The organism is Methanobrevibacter olleyae (genome assembly GCF_900114585.1).
Classification (GTDB): domain Archaea; phylum Methanobacteriota; class Methanobacteria; order Methanobacteriales; family Methanobacteriaceae; genus Methanobrevibacter; species Methanobrevibacter olleyae.
In genome coordinates this window covers 1-18,479 of record NZ_FOTL01000006.1, presented here as the reverse complement: position 1 = coordinate 18,479, position 18,479 = coordinate 1, and the positions used below count along the sequence as shown (strand labels likewise).

Here is an 18,479-nt window from a genome sequence, read left to right as displayed (position 1 = left end):
TAAAAAAATCTATTTAAAAAATTATTAAGGAAGAGTTAGATGAAACTTAAAATTGCAGTACCATCAAAAGGTAGAATTAGTGATCCTGCAGTAAAAATATTAGAAAAAGCAGGGCTTGGTCTTAAAGATGCCTCAAATAGAAAATTATTCTCAGAAACTTATAATAAAGATATAAATGTGATGTTTGCACGTGCAGCAGACATACCAGAATTTATAGATGAAGGAATCTGTGACATGGGAATTACAGGTTATGACCTTATAGAGGAAAATGATGCAGATGTTGAAATACTTCTTGATTTACAGTTTGGTCAAACTAAGCTCGTACTTGCTTCACCAGATGACAGTCCAATAAAAAGCAAAGAAGACTTAAAAGATGGTATGACAATAGCTACAGAATTCCCTAAGCTTACAAAAGAATATCTTGAATCAGATAATTTAGATATAAAAATTGTAAAATTAACAGGATCAACTGAAATAGCTCCATTTATTGGAATAGCAGATGCTATAACAGACCTAACAAGTACTGGTACAACATTAAATATGAATCATTTAAAAATAGTTGATACTATACTTGAAAGTTCAATTAAATTAATAGCAAATAAAGAGTCATATAAAGAAAAAAAGAACCTTGTAGAAGCTGTAAGTACAAGTATTCAAGGTGTACTTGAAGCAGGGCGAAAAAAATTAGTTATGATGAATGTAGCAAAAAAAGACCTATGTGAAGTTCAAAAAGTTATGCCTGCAATGAGTGGACCAACTGTATCTGAAGTTTTATCAAAAGAAGAAACTATGGCCGTTCAAGCAGTAGTAGATGAAAACGAGGTATTTGAACTTGTAAATAAACTCAGAAATGCTGGAGCTCGTGATATTTTAGTAGTTCCAATAGAAAGAATAATCCAATAATAAAAAACAATCCCTCCAATAAAAGAATAATCCAATAATAATTAAAAATTAATAGTTCTAAAATTAAAATTCCAATAAAAGAATAATCCAATAATAATTAAAATGACTATAATGGCTCTAAATTCGAGCTATTAAAACTTTTTTAATGGTGTTATATGAAATTTTTAAGATTTAAAAACAGGGAAAATAGTCTAAATAACAATCAAAAAATTAAAACAGGGTATTTAGATGAAGATAATAAAGTAGTTGAGCTAAAAGGAGATATTTTAGACTATTTTAACAGAGACATTAAAACAATTTTAGATAATATATTAGAATCTCATAGCTTAGAAGATATTGAAATACAAGCTCCAACTGATCCATCAAAGATAGTCTGTATTGGTCTAAATTACAAAGACCATGCTAAAGAACTAAATTTAGACCTATCAAATAGTCCTGTAATATTTATAAAACCATCTACAACAATTAATAAAAATGATTCAGTGATAATTTATCCAAAAATGTCAAAACAAGTTGATTATGAAGGAGAGCTTGCAGTTGTTATTGGAAAAGAAACTAAACAGGTCAGCTTAGAGGAAGCAGATAACTACATCTTTGGATACACAATCATCAATGACGTAACTGCAAGAGATTTTACATTAAGTGATGGTCAATGGACAAGAGGAAAGAGTTGTGATGGCTTTGCACCAATTGGTCCTTTTATAGAAACAGAACTAGACCCATTAAATCAAAAAATAATTACAAAAGTTAATGGAGAGCTAAAACAAAACTCAAATACATCTATGATGATCTTCTCACCACAAGAAATTATATCTTATATAAGTCAAACAATGACTTTAAATCCGGGAGATATAATAGCTACAGGAACCCCTCCAGGTGTTGGAGAAATGAAAGAAGATTCAATTGTAGAAGTTACAATAGAAAATATTGGAACATTAAAAAATTATTTAATAAAAGAAGAATAAAAAATTATTAAGAAGAAAAAACATCATATAAATTAAGAGGTTAGAATATGTTTACAGAACTTGTTATTTTTTCAATCATATTTATAATATTAGTAATTGTTGCAAAAAAAATCATGGATATTGCATTGAGATTTGTAGGAATCGCAATAGCAATATTAATTGCTCTTTTTATAATGGGTTTATTATTATAAGAAAAGTAGCATAGAATTGTTTTATTAAAAAATTAATAAAAAAACAATAGCAATACATTGTAATTAAAAAAAAATAATAAACAATGAAAGAAAAATATAAATAAAGCTTAAAAAGTATATTAAAAATAAATTTATTAAAATAGACTTGTATTTCAAGTGTAAAATTTAAGGAGTGTAATAGTATTTTTGGCCATGAAAATCTTATCTCATTAAAAGATTTTGAAAAAGAAGAAATAGAATTTATCTTAGATGAAGCAAGTAAACTTGAAGATGTAGCTAAATCAAAAGAAAAATCTAGAGAGCTTGCAGGTAAAATCTTAGGACTTTTATTCTATGAACCTTCTACAAGAACAAGATTATCCTTTGAAAGCTCTATGAAAAGACTTGGAGGAGAATGTATTGAGCTTGGAAATGCAGCAAATAGTTCAGTAGCAAAAGGTGAAAGTATTGCAGATACAGCAAAGATGTTTGAATCTTATTGTGATGCTATTGTAATAAGACATGACCTTGAAGGAGTATCACGTTTTTTATCAGATATTGTAGATGTGCCAATTATTAATGCAGGAGACGGTGCAGGCCAACACCCAACTCAAACATTACTTGACCTTTATACTATTAAAAAACACTTTGGAAAAATAGATGGATTAAATATTGCACTTCTTGGAGATTTAAAATACGGCCGTACTGTACATTCACTAGCATGTGCCTTAGGTATGTATGATGTAAAAATGACCTTTGTCTCACCAGAACAGCTTAAAATGCCTAAAGAAACATTACACGATTTAGGAAATAATAATATTAAGTATAAGGAAACTAATAACTTAAAAGATGTTATTGATTATGTTGATGTTTTATACGTTACAAGAATTCAAAAAGAAAGATTCCCAGATTTAGAAGAATATGAACAAACTAAAGGTGCTTATTCAATCAATAAAGATTTACTTGAAGGTAAGGATTTAATTGTTATGCACCCACTTCCAAGAATAGATGAAATTGCATATGATGTTGATGATACTAAGTACAATAAATACTTTGAACAAGCAGCTAATGCATTACCTATTAGAATGGCTATTTTAAAGAACTTAATTACCCATAGATATGAGTAGTTCTTTTTTTAAAAAAAATTAAATTGCTAGTTAGTAAAAAAAAATAGATAAAAAATTTCATCAAGGTTTTTAAATATTAAAAAAAGATTGAATATAAAAAATTATGCCTAAATATTAAAAAAAAGCTAGTTATAAAAGATTATACCTTAAAATCAGATATTAAAAGAAGATCTATTATAAAAGATTATACCTTTTAAAATCAGATATTAAAAGAAGATCGATTATAAAAGATTATACAAATTCTCTTCTAATAAATCTGTATCTATTTGTAAACTAATAATATTAGTTCTTCCTTTAGCTCTACCTTTAGATACAGTATTAGTAGAAATAATACCTAACATCTCTAACTCATTAACAAAGTCAAAGATTCTTCTATAAGTTACAGCATCCCCCTTAGAAATCTCCTTATAGGATTCGAATAACTTACCAGAAGTTATCTCTTCACCTTCTTGAGTTAATTTTAAGATAGCTGCAAGGACTCTTTGTTGTTGAGTAGGTAATGTAATAACAACATCTTTAACCTTATTATACTCAATAACATCTTTAGCTTCACGTACAAATTTACCTAAAACTTTATCAAAACCATTATCAATAGCTATATCACCTGCACTTTCTAATAAATCAAGTGCATATCTTGCATCTCCTTCTTCTTTTGCAGCCATAGCTGAACATAATGGAATAACACTATCTTCAAGGGTATCTTCAAAAAATGCAAGTTCAGATCTTTCCTCTAAAATATCAGCTAACTGTTCTGCATCATAAGGTGGAAATACTATTTCTTTATCCATTAAGCTACTTGCAACTCTTGGTTTAATAAACTGTTTAAAGTTAAGATAATTGCTAATTGATAAAATAGCAATATTGTCAGTTCTTGTAAGAGTGTATAATAAACCATCCCCATCCTTTTCAAGAAGAATATCAACCTCATCTAAAATAACAATTAAAATTAAGTTTCGCCCAAATGCATTTCTTCTTAAGATATCTCTAAATGCATTAACAATCTCACCTTTAGTCCAACCACGACTTGGAACATCTCTACCTAATCTTTGACATAAATGAGTAAGTACTTGATATTCTGTATTAAAATCAGTACATCTAACATATTCTACTCTAATAAAAACAGGCTTATCTTTAGAAGCATCAATTAATTGTTCTTTTGCAAATTTAGCTGCTGCTGTTTTACCAGTTCCTGTTTTTCCATAGATTGTTATATTAGAGGGAGTGGTACCTTTTAAAGCTTCTACCCAATATCTTGCAATTGCAGTAATTTGATTTTTTCTGTGTGGTAAATTTTCAGGTAAAAAACGATGATCTAAAGGTTTTTTATCTTTAAAAATAGTATCATCAACTGGTAAGTATTCATCAAGCCCCTCAAATATATTATCACTCATACACATCATCTCATAAAATAATAAAAAGTTTAATAATAATTAAAATAGTAAATTTTAATAAAATCAAATTAAAAATAATTTTTAAAAATAGAAATTTTCATTTTCAAAGTAAAATTTCAACTGTATTACTATTGTATATAAAATTTTATATTTAAAGTTTTTTATAATTTCAAAATTAAGGAACATTCTTAAAAAATCAAACAATGAAGAAACTCTAATGATAATGGTAGAATTTCATGTGTAAAAATCAGTTTTAAGATTGTCTAAATAAATTTTACAGTTGAAATGATGGTCTATTTTAAAATAAATTAAAATTAATATTTTAATTGAAAAAATTTAAAGGTATTATTATAATCATTAAAAATAAAACTAATTTTTAAATCTAAATTAAAAATTATGCAAAAATCCTAATTCAATATTAATTTAAGAAGAAAATTATAGTTTAAAAATTAATTTTTTATTAAAAATAGTAAAAAAATGACAGAGAGTACCATTTCAACTGTAAAGAATTTTTGCAAGAAAGGAAAATTAAGGGATGCATTTCAACTGTAAAATTTTTTAGCTGAAAAATTAAAATCAAATTTAAGCAATCTAAATCATGATTAAAGCATTTTAAAAAGGAATTTTTCATAAAAAGAAAGGGAGTTAAATTTCAAATGTATTCAGTGGAAATAGACCTGTCAATCTTTTCAAGACCATCAAAATCATTACACTTGAAATACATCTCTCACTCTCTAAAAAATAAAAAAATATGAAGAATTTTAGCATGAAAAATAATAAAAAATAATAAAATTCAATGAAAAAAAATCATAATAAGCTAAACTAAATTAATAAAAAATAAAAAATTTTAAATAAATCATTATAATTGAAATTCTTCATCAGATATATTCTTTAGTTGATTAGATCCATATGTTTTACCAAGAATCCAAATGCATTCTAACTTTCCTTTAAATACCTTTTTAATAGATTTAATAAGTAGGTGTTTTGTTAGCCCATCTTCAAAGATATCTTCTGTTATAATGAAACTCTTTAGCTCATCATTCGGATGTTCCAGCTTAAAATCAAGTAGCATTTCGTTTAATGTAAATCTTATCTTCCAGATGAATTCTTGATTGGTGCTTTTAGAGCTGTTTTTAATGATATTCTGTTCCTCTTTTGAGACTTCTGTAGCACAACCTATTAAAAGAACATCTTCCTTTGTTTTAGGCTGAATGATATCCATTGCATTATCATTTGGAAAATTGATTATATAATGGAAATTAGCATTTTCATCATAAATCTTCTCACGGATAATATCTTCTTCCATTAACCAGGTTCTAATTTTTTCTTCATCTATTGCCATTTTATCACTTTATGAACTTTTTCAAATATTCCTAATTTAATATCCTTTTAAAATATAAATTTTAATTAATTTTTTTTTACTTATCAATAAATTATATATAGTTGGCTAATATATTTAATTTTAATGATAAGTGAAATTTATTCAAATTCAATTTATATGTTACTTACAACTTTATTATTTGCAATAGCAATTGATTTGTTAATAGCTGAATTTCCAGTTGAGATACATCCTGTTGTATGGATTGGAAATTTAATAAACTTTTTTAAAAAGTATTTTATCAATATAAACAATAAATTATCTGGGCTTTTAATATCAATATCTATAATATTAACTTCATCTTTAATTGTTTTAGTGCCATTGTTATTAATAAAGCATTTATTATACCTTAATGATGGAATGATTTATTTATTTAAGATTATTGCTGTTTTATTATTATCTTCTACATTTTCTGTAAAATTATTGTTAGATTCAGCTAGCAATCTTAGAAAAGACTTAAAAAATAATAATTTAAATAAGGCACGTAAATCTCTTAGTTATTTAGTAAGTAGAAAAACTAATGAATTAAGCAAAGAACACATTATATCTGCAGTTATTGAAACGTTAACTGAGAATATACCTGATTCTTATGTTTCTACAATATTTTATTATTCAATAGTTGGTATAATAGCAAGTCTTTTAGGATTGAATGACTTTAATGTTATTATCCTTGCAATACTTGCAGCATTAATCCACAGAGCAGTTGATACTATGGATTCTATGCTTGGATATAAAAGTGATGAACTTTATAATATTGGCTATATACCTGCTATTTTAGATGATGCCTTAAATTATATACCTGCAAGAATATCTGGAATATTGATAGTTATTTCTTCTGGAATTTTAGGCCTTAATTGGAGAGGAGCTAATTTTATTATGAGAAGAGATGCTAGAAATTGTGATAGTCCTAATTCAGGTTATACAATGGCAACTGTAGCAGGTGCATTAAATATTCAACTTGAAAAAGAAGGAGTTTATACTTTAGGTGATAATATTCATCCATTAAAGGTAGAATGTATCGATAAAGCGGTTGATATAACCAGGTTTACTATATTTTTAACTACAATCTTTTTCTTTTTCGTATTTATGGATTTGATTCTTCTAAAGATTTAAATATTAACTATAGAATCAGAACTTAAATTTTGATCTTTTATTTAAAGAGGGATTTAAATAACTATAAAAAAAGTAAATAGGAGATTATTTAATTTTACATTTGAAATTAATGTCTAAATTTCCTATATAAGTTTATAGATATTATAGAGAGTTTTAAAATTATATCCAAACTTTTCTAGAAGTAATATTTAATTTCCTCTAACTAGCAGTTGAGAAATTGTCATATTCATTAATTAAAAAATAGCATATTTCATTTTAGTATAATTTTTAAAAAAAAATACTTAATAAAGAATAAAAAGAGATAAAAAATAGTATAGATATGGGGTTTTATTAAAAATAAAAGAAAAAGAGCTTTGATTAAAGTTTTTAAAGCTTCTTGGAAGCTTAGTTAAGCTGAACCAGCTTCTAATTTAGACAAAATTTCCCAAATTAAGGTTCTTGCATGAACTGGGATATTAGGATCATTACTAATTTCATCTAATTTCAAAATAACAGCACTAGCTCTAACAGTAACATCTTCACTTTCATCATTTAAAGTAGCAAAAGATTCATCTGCAGCTCTTCTGATATTACGTGGTACACTTGGATTTTCCATAATATGTTTTAAAATTTCAGATACTTCTTCAAAAGTTCCATTAGTCATAATAATTCCTCCCTATTCATCAATTTTTGAAAAATTATCAAAATAAGTAAAATTAGTTTCAAAAATAGTAAATAGTTATATAACATTAAGTATTATAATCTTCAAAGTATATATATTTAATGTATATTGTTCGTATTTTAAGAAATACTTTCATTGAATGATAAATGTTTTAACCGATATAATCTTATTTTAAGGGATTTCTTATTATTTTAGCTATTCTTATTTAAAAAGATTATATTTTAGTTATTTTCATTTAATTCGTAGTATATAAAACATTTAAACGATTCATAAAAAAAAGAATTGATGATATATTTATTTAAAAAATCTATCATCTGCTTTCTGATTTTTAGCTTTTTGGTGTTTAGTTTCAAACCATCCTATTTTAATGTCATCTACTAAAGTGTCTTGGAATAACTGTGGAACATATGGTTTAATATCAAGAAGTGGAGTTCCATCAAGAATATCTACATTAGAAATATGTAAAATACCCTCCTCTACTTTATCTAATTTTACAGTACTCATTCCAATGTTATTAGGCCTTTTAGGAGATCTTGTTGCAAAGACACCACGTGTATTATTATCCATAAATGGTTTTACTTCAATAGCATTTCCCTTTGTTTTATGTAAGTGATATATTAATATGAGATGTGAAAAACCATCAATATCTTTTAATCCTGCTTTATATTCATCTTTAAGATATATTGTTCCTTTAATGCCTTTTGCACCAGTTGGTTGAATAGGCATACCCTCAAGTTCTTTAAATGGGGAATGAATTGTTCCAATATTATCAAATTCAATTTTCATACTATCATATTGGGTTTTGATATATATAAATCTTTATAACGATTTAAAATCTATTCAATAGAATTTAAAAGATGACTTACAAATTGTGTTTTAGCTATTTCTTCAACAAATTCAACTAGTGTAGCTGCTTCTTTTACAGTTTCTCCAGTTGCTATAACACCATGATTTTTTAAAACAATTGCATCTTCGGTCTTTAAAGCTTCTGCAGCATGTTCAGCTAATTCTACACTACCTGGTTTAAAATATTCAATCTCTTTTAAATATTTAGACTTTATAGCTCCAAAACCTTCAAGACGCTTGATTTTTTTATTTGAAAATGAAAATCCAGTTGCATAAGGTGAGTGAGTGTGTACAATTCCAAAAACATCTGGCTTTTCCCTATAGATAGCTAAATGCATAGCTAGTTCAGAAGAGGGCTTTCCCTTTGTTAAATTTTTACCATTTTCATCAACTAAAACAATATCTTCCTCAGACAAATCAGCAAGTGATTTAAGTGTTGGAGTAATAGCTACTATATCACCAGATTCACCTTTAAATCTTCCACTAAGATTTCCAGCTTTACCTGAAACTAATCCTCTTTCAAATACATAAGCTGACATTTCTACAAGGGATTTTACAATTTCTTTTTCCATTTTATCATCCTTTAAACGATATAAAAACTAATTTAATTTATTAAATTATTAAATAATAAATTATTTTAAATGAATACTATCTAGATTAATCTATAAATTTCAATTGTTTATAATTGCCACCTACATCAATGATAGGAACCTCTGCAGGAGTTGGTACAATATTATAAATTTTCTGGAACTCTGTTTGGGTCTGGAAAGTACCAGAGTTAATACAATGAATTCCCTTATAATTTTTATAAGTATTAATATGAACATGTCCTGTGTGTAAAACATCTGGAACTCTATCAATAACTAAATGATCTTCAAGTTCTGAAGCAAGAGGAGTCCTTTCACCGTATAATGGAGCCAAATGCCTTTTATTTAAAAACTCTTTCATAACAAGGTCGTTACGTTCATGTGAAAAGTCATTAGAACCCATTACCATATCATCTATACCTCTTCCATGGTAAATTAATACTTCTAAACCATCTAGACTTACTATACTTGGATTAGATAGGAACTCTGCATTATTTAATTGATATAATGATTTAGCATATTTTTCAGGTACTGCAGGTTGAGGCTCTGCAACTCTTGATGCATCGTGGTTTCCAGGAGTGATGATGATTTTAATATCACTTCTAATATCACCAAGCAAGCGAGCAGCTTCATCATATTGAGCTGTAATATCTTTAATAGCTAATTCTTTATCTTGATTTGGATAAACACCAATACCATCTACGATGTCTCCGCCAACAATCATATATTTAACATTATTAGCCATTTCTCTTTGTTGTTCATTACCAAAATCACCATTTAACCATCTAGTAAATTTAACAAATGCCTCTTCTAGGAATGTTACACTGCCAATATGAATATCTGATGTAAATACTGTAGCAAAGTCAACTTCTTTTCTAGGCATTCTTGGAACACCAGGATCTATAATGTTTTGACATATTGCAAGTTCATTTCCCTGTCTTTTTTGAGCAATTATTCCAATAACCTCATCTTTCATAAGGTTTTTAGTAGCTCTAATTAATTCATCATTATCTTTACTTACAAGAATAGGTATAGAACCGGTTTCATCTTCTACTTCAATTAAATAATGGCCATTTTTTGTGGTTCTGATTTCTGTAATCATTACAATTAAGTTTAAATCAGTTTGATTATCAGTGATTTCATTGATTTTCTGCCAAGTTCTAAGTTCCGGTCTTTTAGATAGGATTCCAGATAATTTTTTATATCTATTTTGGAAATATTCTATTAAGTTTCCAATTTCTCCACTTGTATAAGATTTATTACTTGTATCTTTAAGCACTTTAAATTTATCAAAATTAACTTTAGATTCAGTTAAATTACGTTTGTATTTTGATATAGCATCTTCTGAAACAGCTGTATCTTCAATTTTAACTACATGCTCAATAGCATAAGCAGGATTTTTAACTTTTATATCTTCTTGTGGTGTTTGTTTTTTTTCTATTGTTTTTGGTTTTTTTATTTCTGTTTTTTCTTGTGGTGTTTGTTTTTTTTCTATTGTTTTTTGTTTGTCTTGTGGTGCCTGTTTCATGATTTTATTTGCAGATTTTATATTTAAACTGATACCTTCAATAGTTTCTAATGTTTTTAGATCTACTGGAACTATATCTTTAGGGTAATTTCCGCTTTTTAACTTTAAAATAATATCTGAACTTAAATTTATAGGATTTTCAGAGTTTTTAATTATATTATATGCCTCTGGAGATAAAATTATACCTTTCCTTGCAAATTTAATTAGAATTTCAGCAAACACTTTATCATCTCTTTTTTTAGCTATTTTTACCAGTATTTAACTTTTTTTCTTTTTTCTAGTTATTTTTTTACTAGTTTTGAAATAGTTCCATCATATTCGAATAATTATTTTCAATTAAAACTTTATACATATATTATTTATTTATTAGTTAATAAAATAATCTATATATTGCTATTTTTCGATAATTTTATTATACATAAATAATATAAACAATATTATTATAAGATATTAACTATAATATTTTTATCAAATATAAATTTTATTAATTTAAATAAAAGATGTTATCTATAGATATCTATAAGAAAAATTTTAAGAAAAATTGAAAATCGTCGAAATGATTTGAAAAAGAAAATACAATCATATTCGGAAAAATTAATTCAAAAAGGGATAAAAAAATGAAAATATCAAGAATCATACTTATAATATTGCTATTTTTTGTATTTTTTGAAATAGGACTTTTCAGTTCTTACACTTTAGCAACTGGAGAAGTTCCTGATCCAGGAGAATTAATAAATATGCAAATTAGTACTGTTACTTCAATATTTAGTAGTGAAAATATTGGTAACTTACTTATTAAAGATCCAGACCAAATCAATGTAACTAATAGGTATGAATTAGCTGATAAAGTATCAGAGATAGCCGATGTTGATGGTGTAAATGTAGAAAACATGACTATTACAACAGTTGAAGATACTGATAATGATGAATTCAATGTTACAGTAACAGCTTTTGGATATTCAAAACCTCAAGGTAAATCTGGCTCTATTATAATTAATGGAGAGCCTGATTATAAAATCATAGTTACAGGTCTTGCAAAACATACTATTAATGGTATTGAAGTTGATTTAGATACTTTAAAAGTTGATTCAATTTTAAAAATATTTGATGCTGACGATAATAATAAATATTCTATCCTTGATGATGATACTAACTCTTCATATAAGTCAAGTTCCAGCTCTAAATATAAGTCACGTTCTAAACATTCAAGTTCTAGTTCAAGTAGTTCAAGTTCTAGTGGTTCTAGTGGAAGTTCTTCCTCTGGTTCCTCTAGTGGCGGGTCTTCTTCTGGTGGTTCCTCTGGTTCCTCTAGTGGCGGGTCTTCTTCTGGTGGTTCCTCTGGTGGTTCTTCTGGTGGTTCCTCTTCTAGTGGTTCTGGTGGTGGGTCTTCTTCTGGTGGTTCCTCTAGTGCAGCTACAAGTGACTTAATAGTACCTTTATTCTCCTTAATCAAAATATAATTATTTAATCATTGTTTTTAAATACGATATTCATTAAATTTATTATTTTGGTTAATATTTTAAAAAATACAAAAATTATAAATCTTATTAAAATCCTTTTTAAAAAGGTGATATGATGATTAATCTTATTTACATTGGGTCTGATATTGGAAACATTACTTTAAATGCATTAGAAGCTATTAGAGACTCTGATATTATAATGAATTATGATAATTTAGATTTAACTGAGTTGGATTATTTTTTAAAGGATAAAGAAATTATTTCAACTATAGAAGAAAGTGACTCAGCTTCTTCAGATTCTAATGAATCTATTTATTCTAAACTCGAGCAATCTTATTCTAAAATAGAATTATCTATTAGCAAATCTTTTGATAATAATCTAACATTAATTTGCTCTAATGATTCAAATATTCAAGCTATATCTAATCTTTTAATTCAAATCAGTTCAAAATATCATGATGTTAAATTAAAAATTTATCCAGGAGTTTCTCCAATTGATTATACAGCATCTATTTTAGGAGCTCCATTAAATGATTTTGTAGCTATTAATTTAAATAATCCAATTGTATCTTCAACAGAGCTAGAAAATAAGATTAATTTAGCTATAGAAAATAATTTAGTTTTATTTATACATAATCTAATTGACAAATTAAATCTTATCAATAATGAAGATAAGTTTCATAACTTTAAGAAATTGAAAGAAATTATAACTAATTTTAATAATGAATTATTAGTTGGAATTGTAAATAGGGATTCATATGAAATTTGCCAATTTAAAGATATTGATGAAGGAAAACTAGAAGAAAATTCAACTTTAATTATTGGAAATAAATTAACTTATCAAATTGATGATTATATGATTACTTCCTCTGATTATATAGTTGAACCAAAGTTTATTTCATACAATATGGAGTTTTTTGAAAAGTATTTAAATGGTGAAAGTCCTAAAGGTCTTGATTATGACTGTGATTATCTACCATGCCATAAATCATTAGAGGCATGTGATTTCTGTTATTGTCCTTTCTATCCATGTGCCGATGGTATAACTGGTGGGCTGTGGATTAAAGATAAAGGTGTTTGGAGCTGTCAAAACTGTGATTGGATCCATCTAGAAAAACCATGTCAATATATTAGGGAAGGACTTGATGATATACTAGAAGATGTTGATGATTTAAAAAATAAACATATTGAATTATTAAAATTAAGACGGAGATGTCTTTTAAAGACTTTAAAATAGCTATTGATAAATGAAGGTTTTATTCAAAACTAAAAAAAGAATAATAAATAATTTAAAATTATACTTGTTTATTCATATTAAAATTAAAGAAGGTTTTAAAATGCCAAGTGTTAAAGATATTTTAATTGAAATGAAAGATATGTCGGAATTAATGGTTGATTTAGCTTATTCTGCTGTTTTATTTAATAATAAAGCTGCAGCAGATGAAGTAATTACTCTTGAAAATAGACTTAACAGTATGAACTATGAAATTAAAAAGCAATCTCTTGTAGCTGCTCGTTCACTTGAAGATGCAGAAAAATTAACTACTTTACTTGAAATTGCAGAAGCTGCTGAATCTATGGGAAATGCAGCAAAGGATTTAGCTGACTTGACTTTAAAAGGATTTGAACCACACCCTGTTTTTAAAATGGTAATGGAAGAATCAGAAAAGAATATCGTTCGCTTTAAAGTTTATGAAAATTCAGTTTTAGTAAATAATTCTTTAGGAGAATTATTATTACTTAACCGTACTGGTATGAGAATTATTTCTATTAGGCGTGGAGATTCTTGGATTTATGGTCCAGATAAAAATACTGTTATCCTTGCAGGGGATGTTTTAATAGCTAAAGGATCTGAAACTGGTACTGAAATTATTGAAAAATTAGCAGATGGAGAAATTAATCTAGAAGATTTAGGAAACATTGAAGAATTTATTGATGATGATTAATCATAAATTTTAATTATTAATTTTTAAAACTAATTTAAATATTTTATAAAATTTTTTAAATTCTATTTAATTTAATATGTATGGATGTGGCTACTATGATGATGGGAGGTGAACCAATTGAAAAATCTATTGAAGATGATACGTCAATTTGGGGACTCTTCCGTCACATTAGTTGTTAATTTTATTCTATTTTTATTCAATGGTATAAAATTCATAGTTTCACTACCTGCACGCTTAGTAAGCAATATTAGAGAGTTTTTAGCTGACACTGATTCTGTTTTAAAAGAAAGTTTAATAGCTCTTTCTATATGTGCTGTTGGTGATTTATCTGCAGGTATTATTTTAGGAAATATGGATTTCTTTTTAAAAACCTATCCTGGCCTTATGGTAATTATTCCAGGGGCTATTGGCATGAGAGGTAATATTTTTGGATCTTTTGGCTCAAGGTTAAGTACTCACCTTCACATTGGTACTTTATCTCCTGAATTTAAAAGATCAGATATTTTAGATGAAAATATTACTGCTTCTTTAATTTTAACAATGGTACTTTCTGTTTTACTTGCAGTTATTGCTAAAGTAATTTGTATAATATTTAAGTTCCCTAGTATTAGTGTTTATGACTTTGTCTTAATTTCATTTATAGCAGGTTTAGCATCAACAATTATCATGCTTCCAATTACTATGTTTATTTCTCTTAAGAGCTTTGAAGGTGGTTGGGATCCAGACAATGTTACAACACCATTTATTGCAGCAGTTGGAGACTTTTTTACATTACCTGCAATTATCTTAAGTGTTTTAATTGTAAACTTCCTTGGCTTTAATCCGATTGTTAAGATTGTTTTATTTATTGTAGTGATTTTAATAACTCTAGTCTCTTTAGTTTCAGCTTATACTTCTGATAATGAAGTTAGAAATATTGTAAGGCAATCTACTCCAGTACTCTTCTTATGTTCTATTTTAGGAACAGTTGCAGGTGGAATATTAAATAATTCACTTAGCACTTTACTTAAAAATCAAACATTATTAACCTTAGTTCCATTGTTCTCTGGTGAAAGTGGTGGCTTAGTAAGTATCTTAGGTGCAAGATTATCCTCTGGTCTTCATTCTGGTTTAATAGATCCTGTACTTAGACCTAAAAAACATACTATGGAAAATTTTATAGCTATTATTACTTTATCAATTGTAATGTATCCTTTAATTGGGTTTTTAGCTGAATCTTCTACTTTAGCTTTCCATAATATTGGTGTCGGATACCTTAATTCTCTATTGATAAGCTTTATAGCAGGTTTGATTTTAATTTTAATAATGTTACTTGTAGTATTTTATATATCTACAATTTCATATAGAAGAGGGCTTGACCCAGATAATATTGTTATTCCATTATCTACAAGTCTAACAGATTCCATATCTACTTTAATACTGATTTTAGTATCATTAGGTCTGTTGGCTGTGATTTGAAGTTAATATAGTTTTTAATCGTTGGGTCTAGACTTTGATTTGAAGTTAATATTGTTTTTATATTTAATATTTATTTTTCATCCCATGACTTTTCTATTTCTCTTTTAAAGAATTTATAGACATTTTCAGCCCCTAATATCTCTTCTTCTAAATTCCAGCTATTAGGATATAAGATAAATGGGTATTGTTGATTACCCCCAGCTCCTCCATGGCTTCCAATCAATTCCTCAAAAGCATATACTTCATCATTATCCATATCATATTCACTATTTACTAAAATATCTGGAACATGTCCAAATTTATCTGTTCTTTTAAGTTTTTTAATTATATTTTTTCCAAATTTATCAAGAAAATGATTTCCATAATATTCTTCTCTATCTAAGTAAAAGACATCATCATTTGATAAAACTATTGTATCATATATATCAGATTTTACCATGATGAAACCTATTCCTTCATGATGGGCTAATCCATTTAAGAGTCTAGGAAATGCATCTTCTATCTGTTCATATGTCATTCTACTAGACCAATCTGTAAAATAAATCAATCCTAAATTTCCTGATGAAAGTACTATTGTTTGTGCAATATCATCACTAACTGTAGTTTTATTTGAAAATTTAATATTTAGATTTAATTCATTTGAAATATTATTTAATCTCACTGAAAATGGCTCATCACTATTTAAAAATCCATTTTCACTTCTTAATTTTTCAAAATATTCTGAATCTTTAGCCTTATTTTTTAAATCAACAATTCTATCCCATGAATTAGAAAAGTTAATATCTATATTATTGTCTATTCTTTCAAATGTGTTATCTATAGTATTGTCTATTTTTTCTTTTGTGTTATCTATTCTATTAGTAATCCTTTTATCTATCTTTTCAATGTTTTCTTCAACATATGGTTTTAGGGAATATTTTTCTCTAAAATGGTCATCATTAGAGTGTAAAATACTATGTATTGAAATATTTTTAGGTAATAAATCTTTAACTAAGTCATTTAGGCTTATGCCAAATTTTTCTTTAAATGTAAATCCTTTAGATTGGCCGTGATCTGATAAGACAATTATTTTATAATCTCTATTAGATTTTTCTATTGCCTTTTCTAAACGCTTAAATTGTTTATCAATTTGTCTAAGTGCATAAAATGCATCATAATCTTCAACACCAGAGTGATGAGCTATTTCATCATAACCCATATATGTTGCATAAATTACATTGTACTGTCCTGCAAAAATATCCCCAATTATAGTAAAGGTTGTAGCTTCTCTCATAAATACATTAGAACCAGCACGTGCAATATAGTAAGCTAAACCTCTCCATTTAATACGAGGCTGAATATTTTTAAATAAATGTCTAATTCTTGATAATAATTCCATAATAATATCAAATATAAATAATATTAGAATTCTTGTAATTACATAAGGCTTAGAGTATAGATAGTACCAACTATTTGATTTTATACTTGAGGAATTGTAAAATTTACTAAATGTTAATATATGGTCTTTTGCATCACCTGAAAATAAATTGCTTCGACTTGCTCCATTATTGGAAAGTAGGCCTTTTCCATTTGAAATCCTTTTTTCTATTAGCTTAGAGTTATCTATTCCATTAGATGAAATTATCCGATTATTATTTGATTTTTCCACCCAACGAAATGCTGGAATATTGTTGTTATTTCCATGAAGTATTCCTGCCTGTGATGAAGATGTTTGACTTGAAAGATCTGTTTCCCATTCTGTTAATTTATGGGTTTCTTCTAGCCATCTGGATAATGTAGGCATATCTTCATTATCTAATGCTTTTTTTAAGGTAGAATAAGATAAACCATCTATTTCTAAAAATATAAAACCTTCTTTACCAGCAGATTTACTATGAATCACTTTCATTTCTTTTTCTAAAATAATATGATAGTAACTTGCATCATCATCGATGTTTAGTATAAGTGAAACTAGAGAAGATATTAATCCAATAAGAAGTGGAATGGAAAATAATGATATTCCTTCGATATAAACATTTGGAATAAATAAACTGATGATGTATAATAGCATTCCGTCTATTAAAAAGGTTCCAAAACCAAGGGTTAATACAATAAATCTAAGAGAAAAATAGCTTAAAATAGGCCATAATATTGCATTTACTAAGGATAATAATATTATGATTATAAAGGCAGTTTCAAAATTAGGTATTCTTATTCCACCAATAGTTTTGGTAATGAGAAAGAAAATACTAACTTCTAAAATTAAGTAAATACTAAACTTAATAATTTGCTTTATATCTTCTCTTATTGTATTTGTCATAATAAAACCTGATTTTTATTTTTTAAAATCATTATTTTATATGTTTTTTAGAGCTTATTTATTTTATCTTATATTGATTTTTAAATTTATAAATATTATCTTAAATTTATAAATATTTACAATATATCTTATATTTAACCTCATTTTAAAATAAAATCTTTTATAGTTAAATTAATTAAGTATTATAACTATTTTTTTAAATTAAGATATTAGTATGAATTTTATTTTCTATAACTTAGATTATATAAACAATTTAAAATATTTGATGCCTAAATATTTATATAATTAAAGATATATTTTAAATATTTTGGGCTCTTTCAAAAACTTTGTTGATTTGAAAATTTTTTTAATAAAAAGTAGTGGTTTTTAGAATTTTTTCTTAAAAAATTGTTTGATTTTTATTTAAAAATAGTAAAATTTAATAAAGAGTTGGAGCAAAGTTTTTTTCATGATAAAACAAAAAACAATTGCTCCAAATAGTATTTTAGATGTTGAACAATATATATTTTGCGATTTTAATGATGATTTTGTTCTTTCAAATCCTCATTTTGTAAGATTATTTAATTCTTGTCGTGAAGTTTTTAAATCTTTTGATTTAATTTTTAAAAAGGATGTTCCTTATTTTAGGATGAATTATGCTAGATGTC

General features: G+C 26.4%; 17 protein-coding genes. 10 read left to right on the top strand and 7 right to left on the bottom strand.

Annotated elements, in window-relative coordinates; genetic code table 11:
- Positions 1-39 precede the first annotated feature (39 nt).
- From hisG to pyrB, 4 genes are all read left to right on the top strand, one after another.
- Positions 40-903, top strand: coding sequence for an ATP phosphoribosyltransferase (gene hisG / locus BM020_RS02755; protein ID WP_067148294.1), 864 nt, complete (start codon positions 40-42; stop codon positions 901-903).
- A 155-nt stretch (positions 904-1,058) separates the two neighbouring features.
- A complete protein-coding gene (locus BM020_RS02750; RefSeq protein WP_067148297.1) occupies positions 1,059-1,868 on the top strand; it encodes a fumarylacetoacetate hydrolase family protein in 810 nt (269 codons plus the stop codon).
- Between the two features lie 47 nt (positions 1,869-1,915).
- Positions 1,916-2,059 carry a hypothetical protein gene (locus tag BM020_RS09550; RefSeq protein ID WP_158499609.1) on the top strand — a complete coding sequence of 48 codons (144 nt, stop codon included), beginning with the start codon at positions 1,916-1,918 and terminating at the stop codon, positions 2,057-2,059.
- 182 nt (positions 2,060-2,241) lie between these two features.
- Positions 2,242-3,165 carry an aspartate carbamoyltransferase gene (gene pyrB, locus BM020_RS02745; protein WP_067148300.1) on the top strand — a complete coding sequence of 308 codons (924 nt, stop codon included), beginning with the start codon at positions 2,242-2,244 and terminating at the stop codon, positions 3,163-3,165.
- A gap of 221 nt (positions 3,166-3,386) precedes the next feature.
- Here the strand turns inward: pyrB and BM020_RS02740 are convergent, their stop codons facing one another.
- On the bottom strand, positions 3,387-4,556 hold the full coding sequence (locus BM020_RS02740) for a Cdc6/Cdc18 family protein (protein ID WP_067148303.1): 1,170 nt from the start codon (positions 4,554-4,556) through the stop codon (positions 3,387-3,389).
- Between the two features lie 859 nt (positions 4,557-5,415).
- The gene (locus BM020_RS02735; protein WP_067148306.1) at positions 5,416-5,898 is read right to left on the bottom strand and encodes a DUF2299 domain-containing protein; all 483 of its coding nucleotides are present in this window, start codon (positions 5,896-5,898) and stop codon (positions 5,416-5,418) included.
- 123 nt (positions 5,899-6,021) lie between these two features.
- Between BM020_RS02735 and BM020_RS02730 the strand changes: the two genes are divergently transcribed.
- Positions 6,022-7,047, top strand: a complete 1,026-nt coding sequence (locus tag BM020_RS02730) for a cobalamin biosynthesis protein (RefSeq protein ID WP_067148309.1) — start codon at positions 6,022-6,024, stop codon at positions 7,045-7,047.
- Between the two features lie 388 nt (positions 7,048-7,435).
- Here the strand turns inward: BM020_RS02730 and BM020_RS02725 are convergent, their stop codons facing one another.
- The 4 genes from BM020_RS02725 to BM020_RS02710 form a co-directional block, all read right to left on the bottom strand.
- Entirely contained in the window at positions 7,436-7,690 is a 255-nt protein-coding gene (locus tag BM020_RS02725) for a stationary phase-response protein (RefSeq protein ID WP_067148312.1), read from the bottom strand.
- 312 nt (positions 7,691-8,002) lie between these two features.
- Positions 8,003-8,494: a tRNA (N6-threonylcarbamoyladenosine(37)-N6)-methyltransferase TrmO gene (tsaA, locus tag BM020_RS02720; RefSeq protein ID WP_067148315.1), complete on the bottom strand. Its 492-nt coding sequence runs from the start codon at positions 8,492-8,494 to the stop codon at positions 8,003-8,005.
- Positions 8,495-8,544: 50 nt separating this feature from the next.
- The gene (locus BM020_RS02715) at positions 8,545-9,126 is read right to left on the bottom strand and encodes a class II aldolase/adducin family protein (RefSeq protein WP_067148318.1); all 582 of its coding nucleotides are present in this window, start codon (positions 9,124-9,126) and stop codon (positions 8,545-8,547) included.
- Positions 9,127-9,211: 85 nt separating this feature from the next.
- Positions 9,212-10,891, bottom strand: coding sequence for a DNA-directed DNA polymerase II small subunit (locus tag BM020_RS02710; RefSeq protein ID WP_067148321.1), 1,680 nt, complete (start codon positions 10,889-10,891; stop codon positions 9,212-9,214).
- A 395-nt stretch (positions 10,892-11,286) separates the two neighbouring features.
- Between BM020_RS02710 and BM020_RS09715 the strand changes: the two genes are divergently transcribed.
- The 4 genes from BM020_RS09715 (at position 11,287) to BM020_RS02690 (ending at position 15,533) form a co-directional block, all read left to right on the top strand.
- Positions 11,287-12,129 (top strand): hypothetical protein, encoded by an 843-nt coding sequence (locus BM020_RS09715; RefSeq protein ID WP_074798109.1) that lies wholly within the window; start codon positions 11,287-11,289, stop codon positions 12,127-12,129.
- Positions 12,130-12,244: 115 nt separating this feature from the next.
- Positions 12,245-13,366 carry a cysteine-rich small domain-containing protein gene (locus tag BM020_RS02700; RefSeq protein WP_067148327.1) on the top strand — a complete coding sequence of 374 codons (1,122 nt, stop codon included), beginning with the start codon at positions 12,245-12,247 and terminating at the stop codon, positions 13,364-13,366.
- A gap of 100 nt (positions 13,367-13,466) precedes the next feature.
- Positions 13,467-14,075 carry a potassium channel family protein gene (locus tag BM020_RS02695; protein ID WP_067149166.1) on the top strand — a complete coding sequence of 203 codons (609 nt, stop codon included), beginning with the start codon at positions 13,467-13,469 and terminating at the stop codon, positions 14,073-14,075.
- 117 nt (positions 14,076-14,192) lie between these two features.
- Complete coding sequence (locus BM020_RS02690; RefSeq protein WP_234970503.1) at positions 14,193-15,533, top strand: magnesium transporter; 1,341 nt, start codon at positions 14,193-14,195, stop codon at positions 15,531-15,533.
- 70 nt (positions 15,534-15,603) lie between these two features.
- On the opposite strand, the gene BM020_RS02685 is transcribed toward BM020_RS02690, so the two are convergent.
- Positions 15,604-17,832: a phage holin family protein gene (locus BM020_RS02685; protein WP_067148330.1), complete on the bottom strand. Its 2,229-nt coding sequence runs from the start codon at positions 17,830-17,832 to the stop codon at positions 15,604-15,606.
- Positions 17,833-18,280: 448 nt separating this feature from the next.
- On the opposite strand from BM020_RS02685, the gene BM020_RS02680 reads away from it, so the two are divergent.
- A partial coding sequence (locus BM020_RS02680; RefSeq protein ID WP_143743939.1) for a hypothetical protein occupies positions 18,281-18,479 on the top strand: 199 nt, incomplete at its 3' end.

Excerpts from the sequence above, each read along its gene's own strand:
- BM020_RS02715 (WP_067148318.1), bottom strand. The coding sequence starts at position 9,126 with ATGGAAAAAGAAATTGTAAAATCCCTTGTAGAAATGTCAGCTTATGTA.
- BM020_RS02685 (WP_067148330.1), bottom strand. The coding sequence starts at position 17,832 with ATGACAAATACAATAAGAGAAGATATAAAGCAAATTATTAAGTTTAGT.
- tsaA (WP_067148315.1), bottom strand. The coding sequence starts at position 8,494 with ATGAAAATTGAATTTGATAATATTGGAACAATTCATTCCCCATTTAAA.
- BM020_RS02695 (WP_067149166.1), top strand. The coding sequence starts at position 13,467 with ATGCCAAGTGTTAAAGATATTTTAATTGAAATGAAAGATATGTCGGAA.
- BM020_RS02725 (WP_067148312.1), bottom strand. The coding sequence starts at position 7,690 with ATGACTAATGGAACTTTTGAAGAAGTATCTGAAATTTTAAAACATATT.
- BM020_RS09550 (WP_158499609.1), top strand. The coding sequence starts at position 1,916 with ATGTTTACAGAACTTGTTATTTTTTCAATCATATTTATAATATTAGTA.
- BM020_RS02735 (WP_067148306.1), bottom strand. The coding sequence starts at position 5,898 with ATGGCAATAGATGAAGAAAAAATTAGAACCTGGTTAATGGAAGAAGAT.
- BM020_RS02700 (WP_067148327.1), top strand. The coding sequence starts at position 12,245 with ATGATTAATCTTATTTACATTGGGTCTGATATTGGAAACATTACTTTA.
- BM020_RS09715 (WP_074798109.1), top strand. The coding sequence starts at position 11,287 with ATGAAAATATCAAGAATCATACTTATAATATTGCTATTTTTTGTATTT.
- BM020_RS02750 (WP_067148297.1), top strand. The coding sequence starts at position 1,059 with ATGAAATTTTTAAGATTTAAAAACAGGGAAAATAGTCTAAATAACAAT.
- BM020_RS02740 (WP_067148303.1), bottom strand. The coding sequence starts at position 4,556 with ATGAGTGATAATATATTTGAGGGGCTTGATGAATACTTACCAGTTGAT.
- hisG (WP_067148294.1), top strand. The coding sequence starts at position 40 with ATGAAACTTAAAATTGCAGTACCATCAAAAGGTAGAATTAGTGATCCT.
- BM020_RS02730 (WP_067148309.1), top strand. The coding sequence starts at position 6,022 with ATGATAAGTGAAATTTATTCAAATTCAATTTATATGTTACTTACAACT.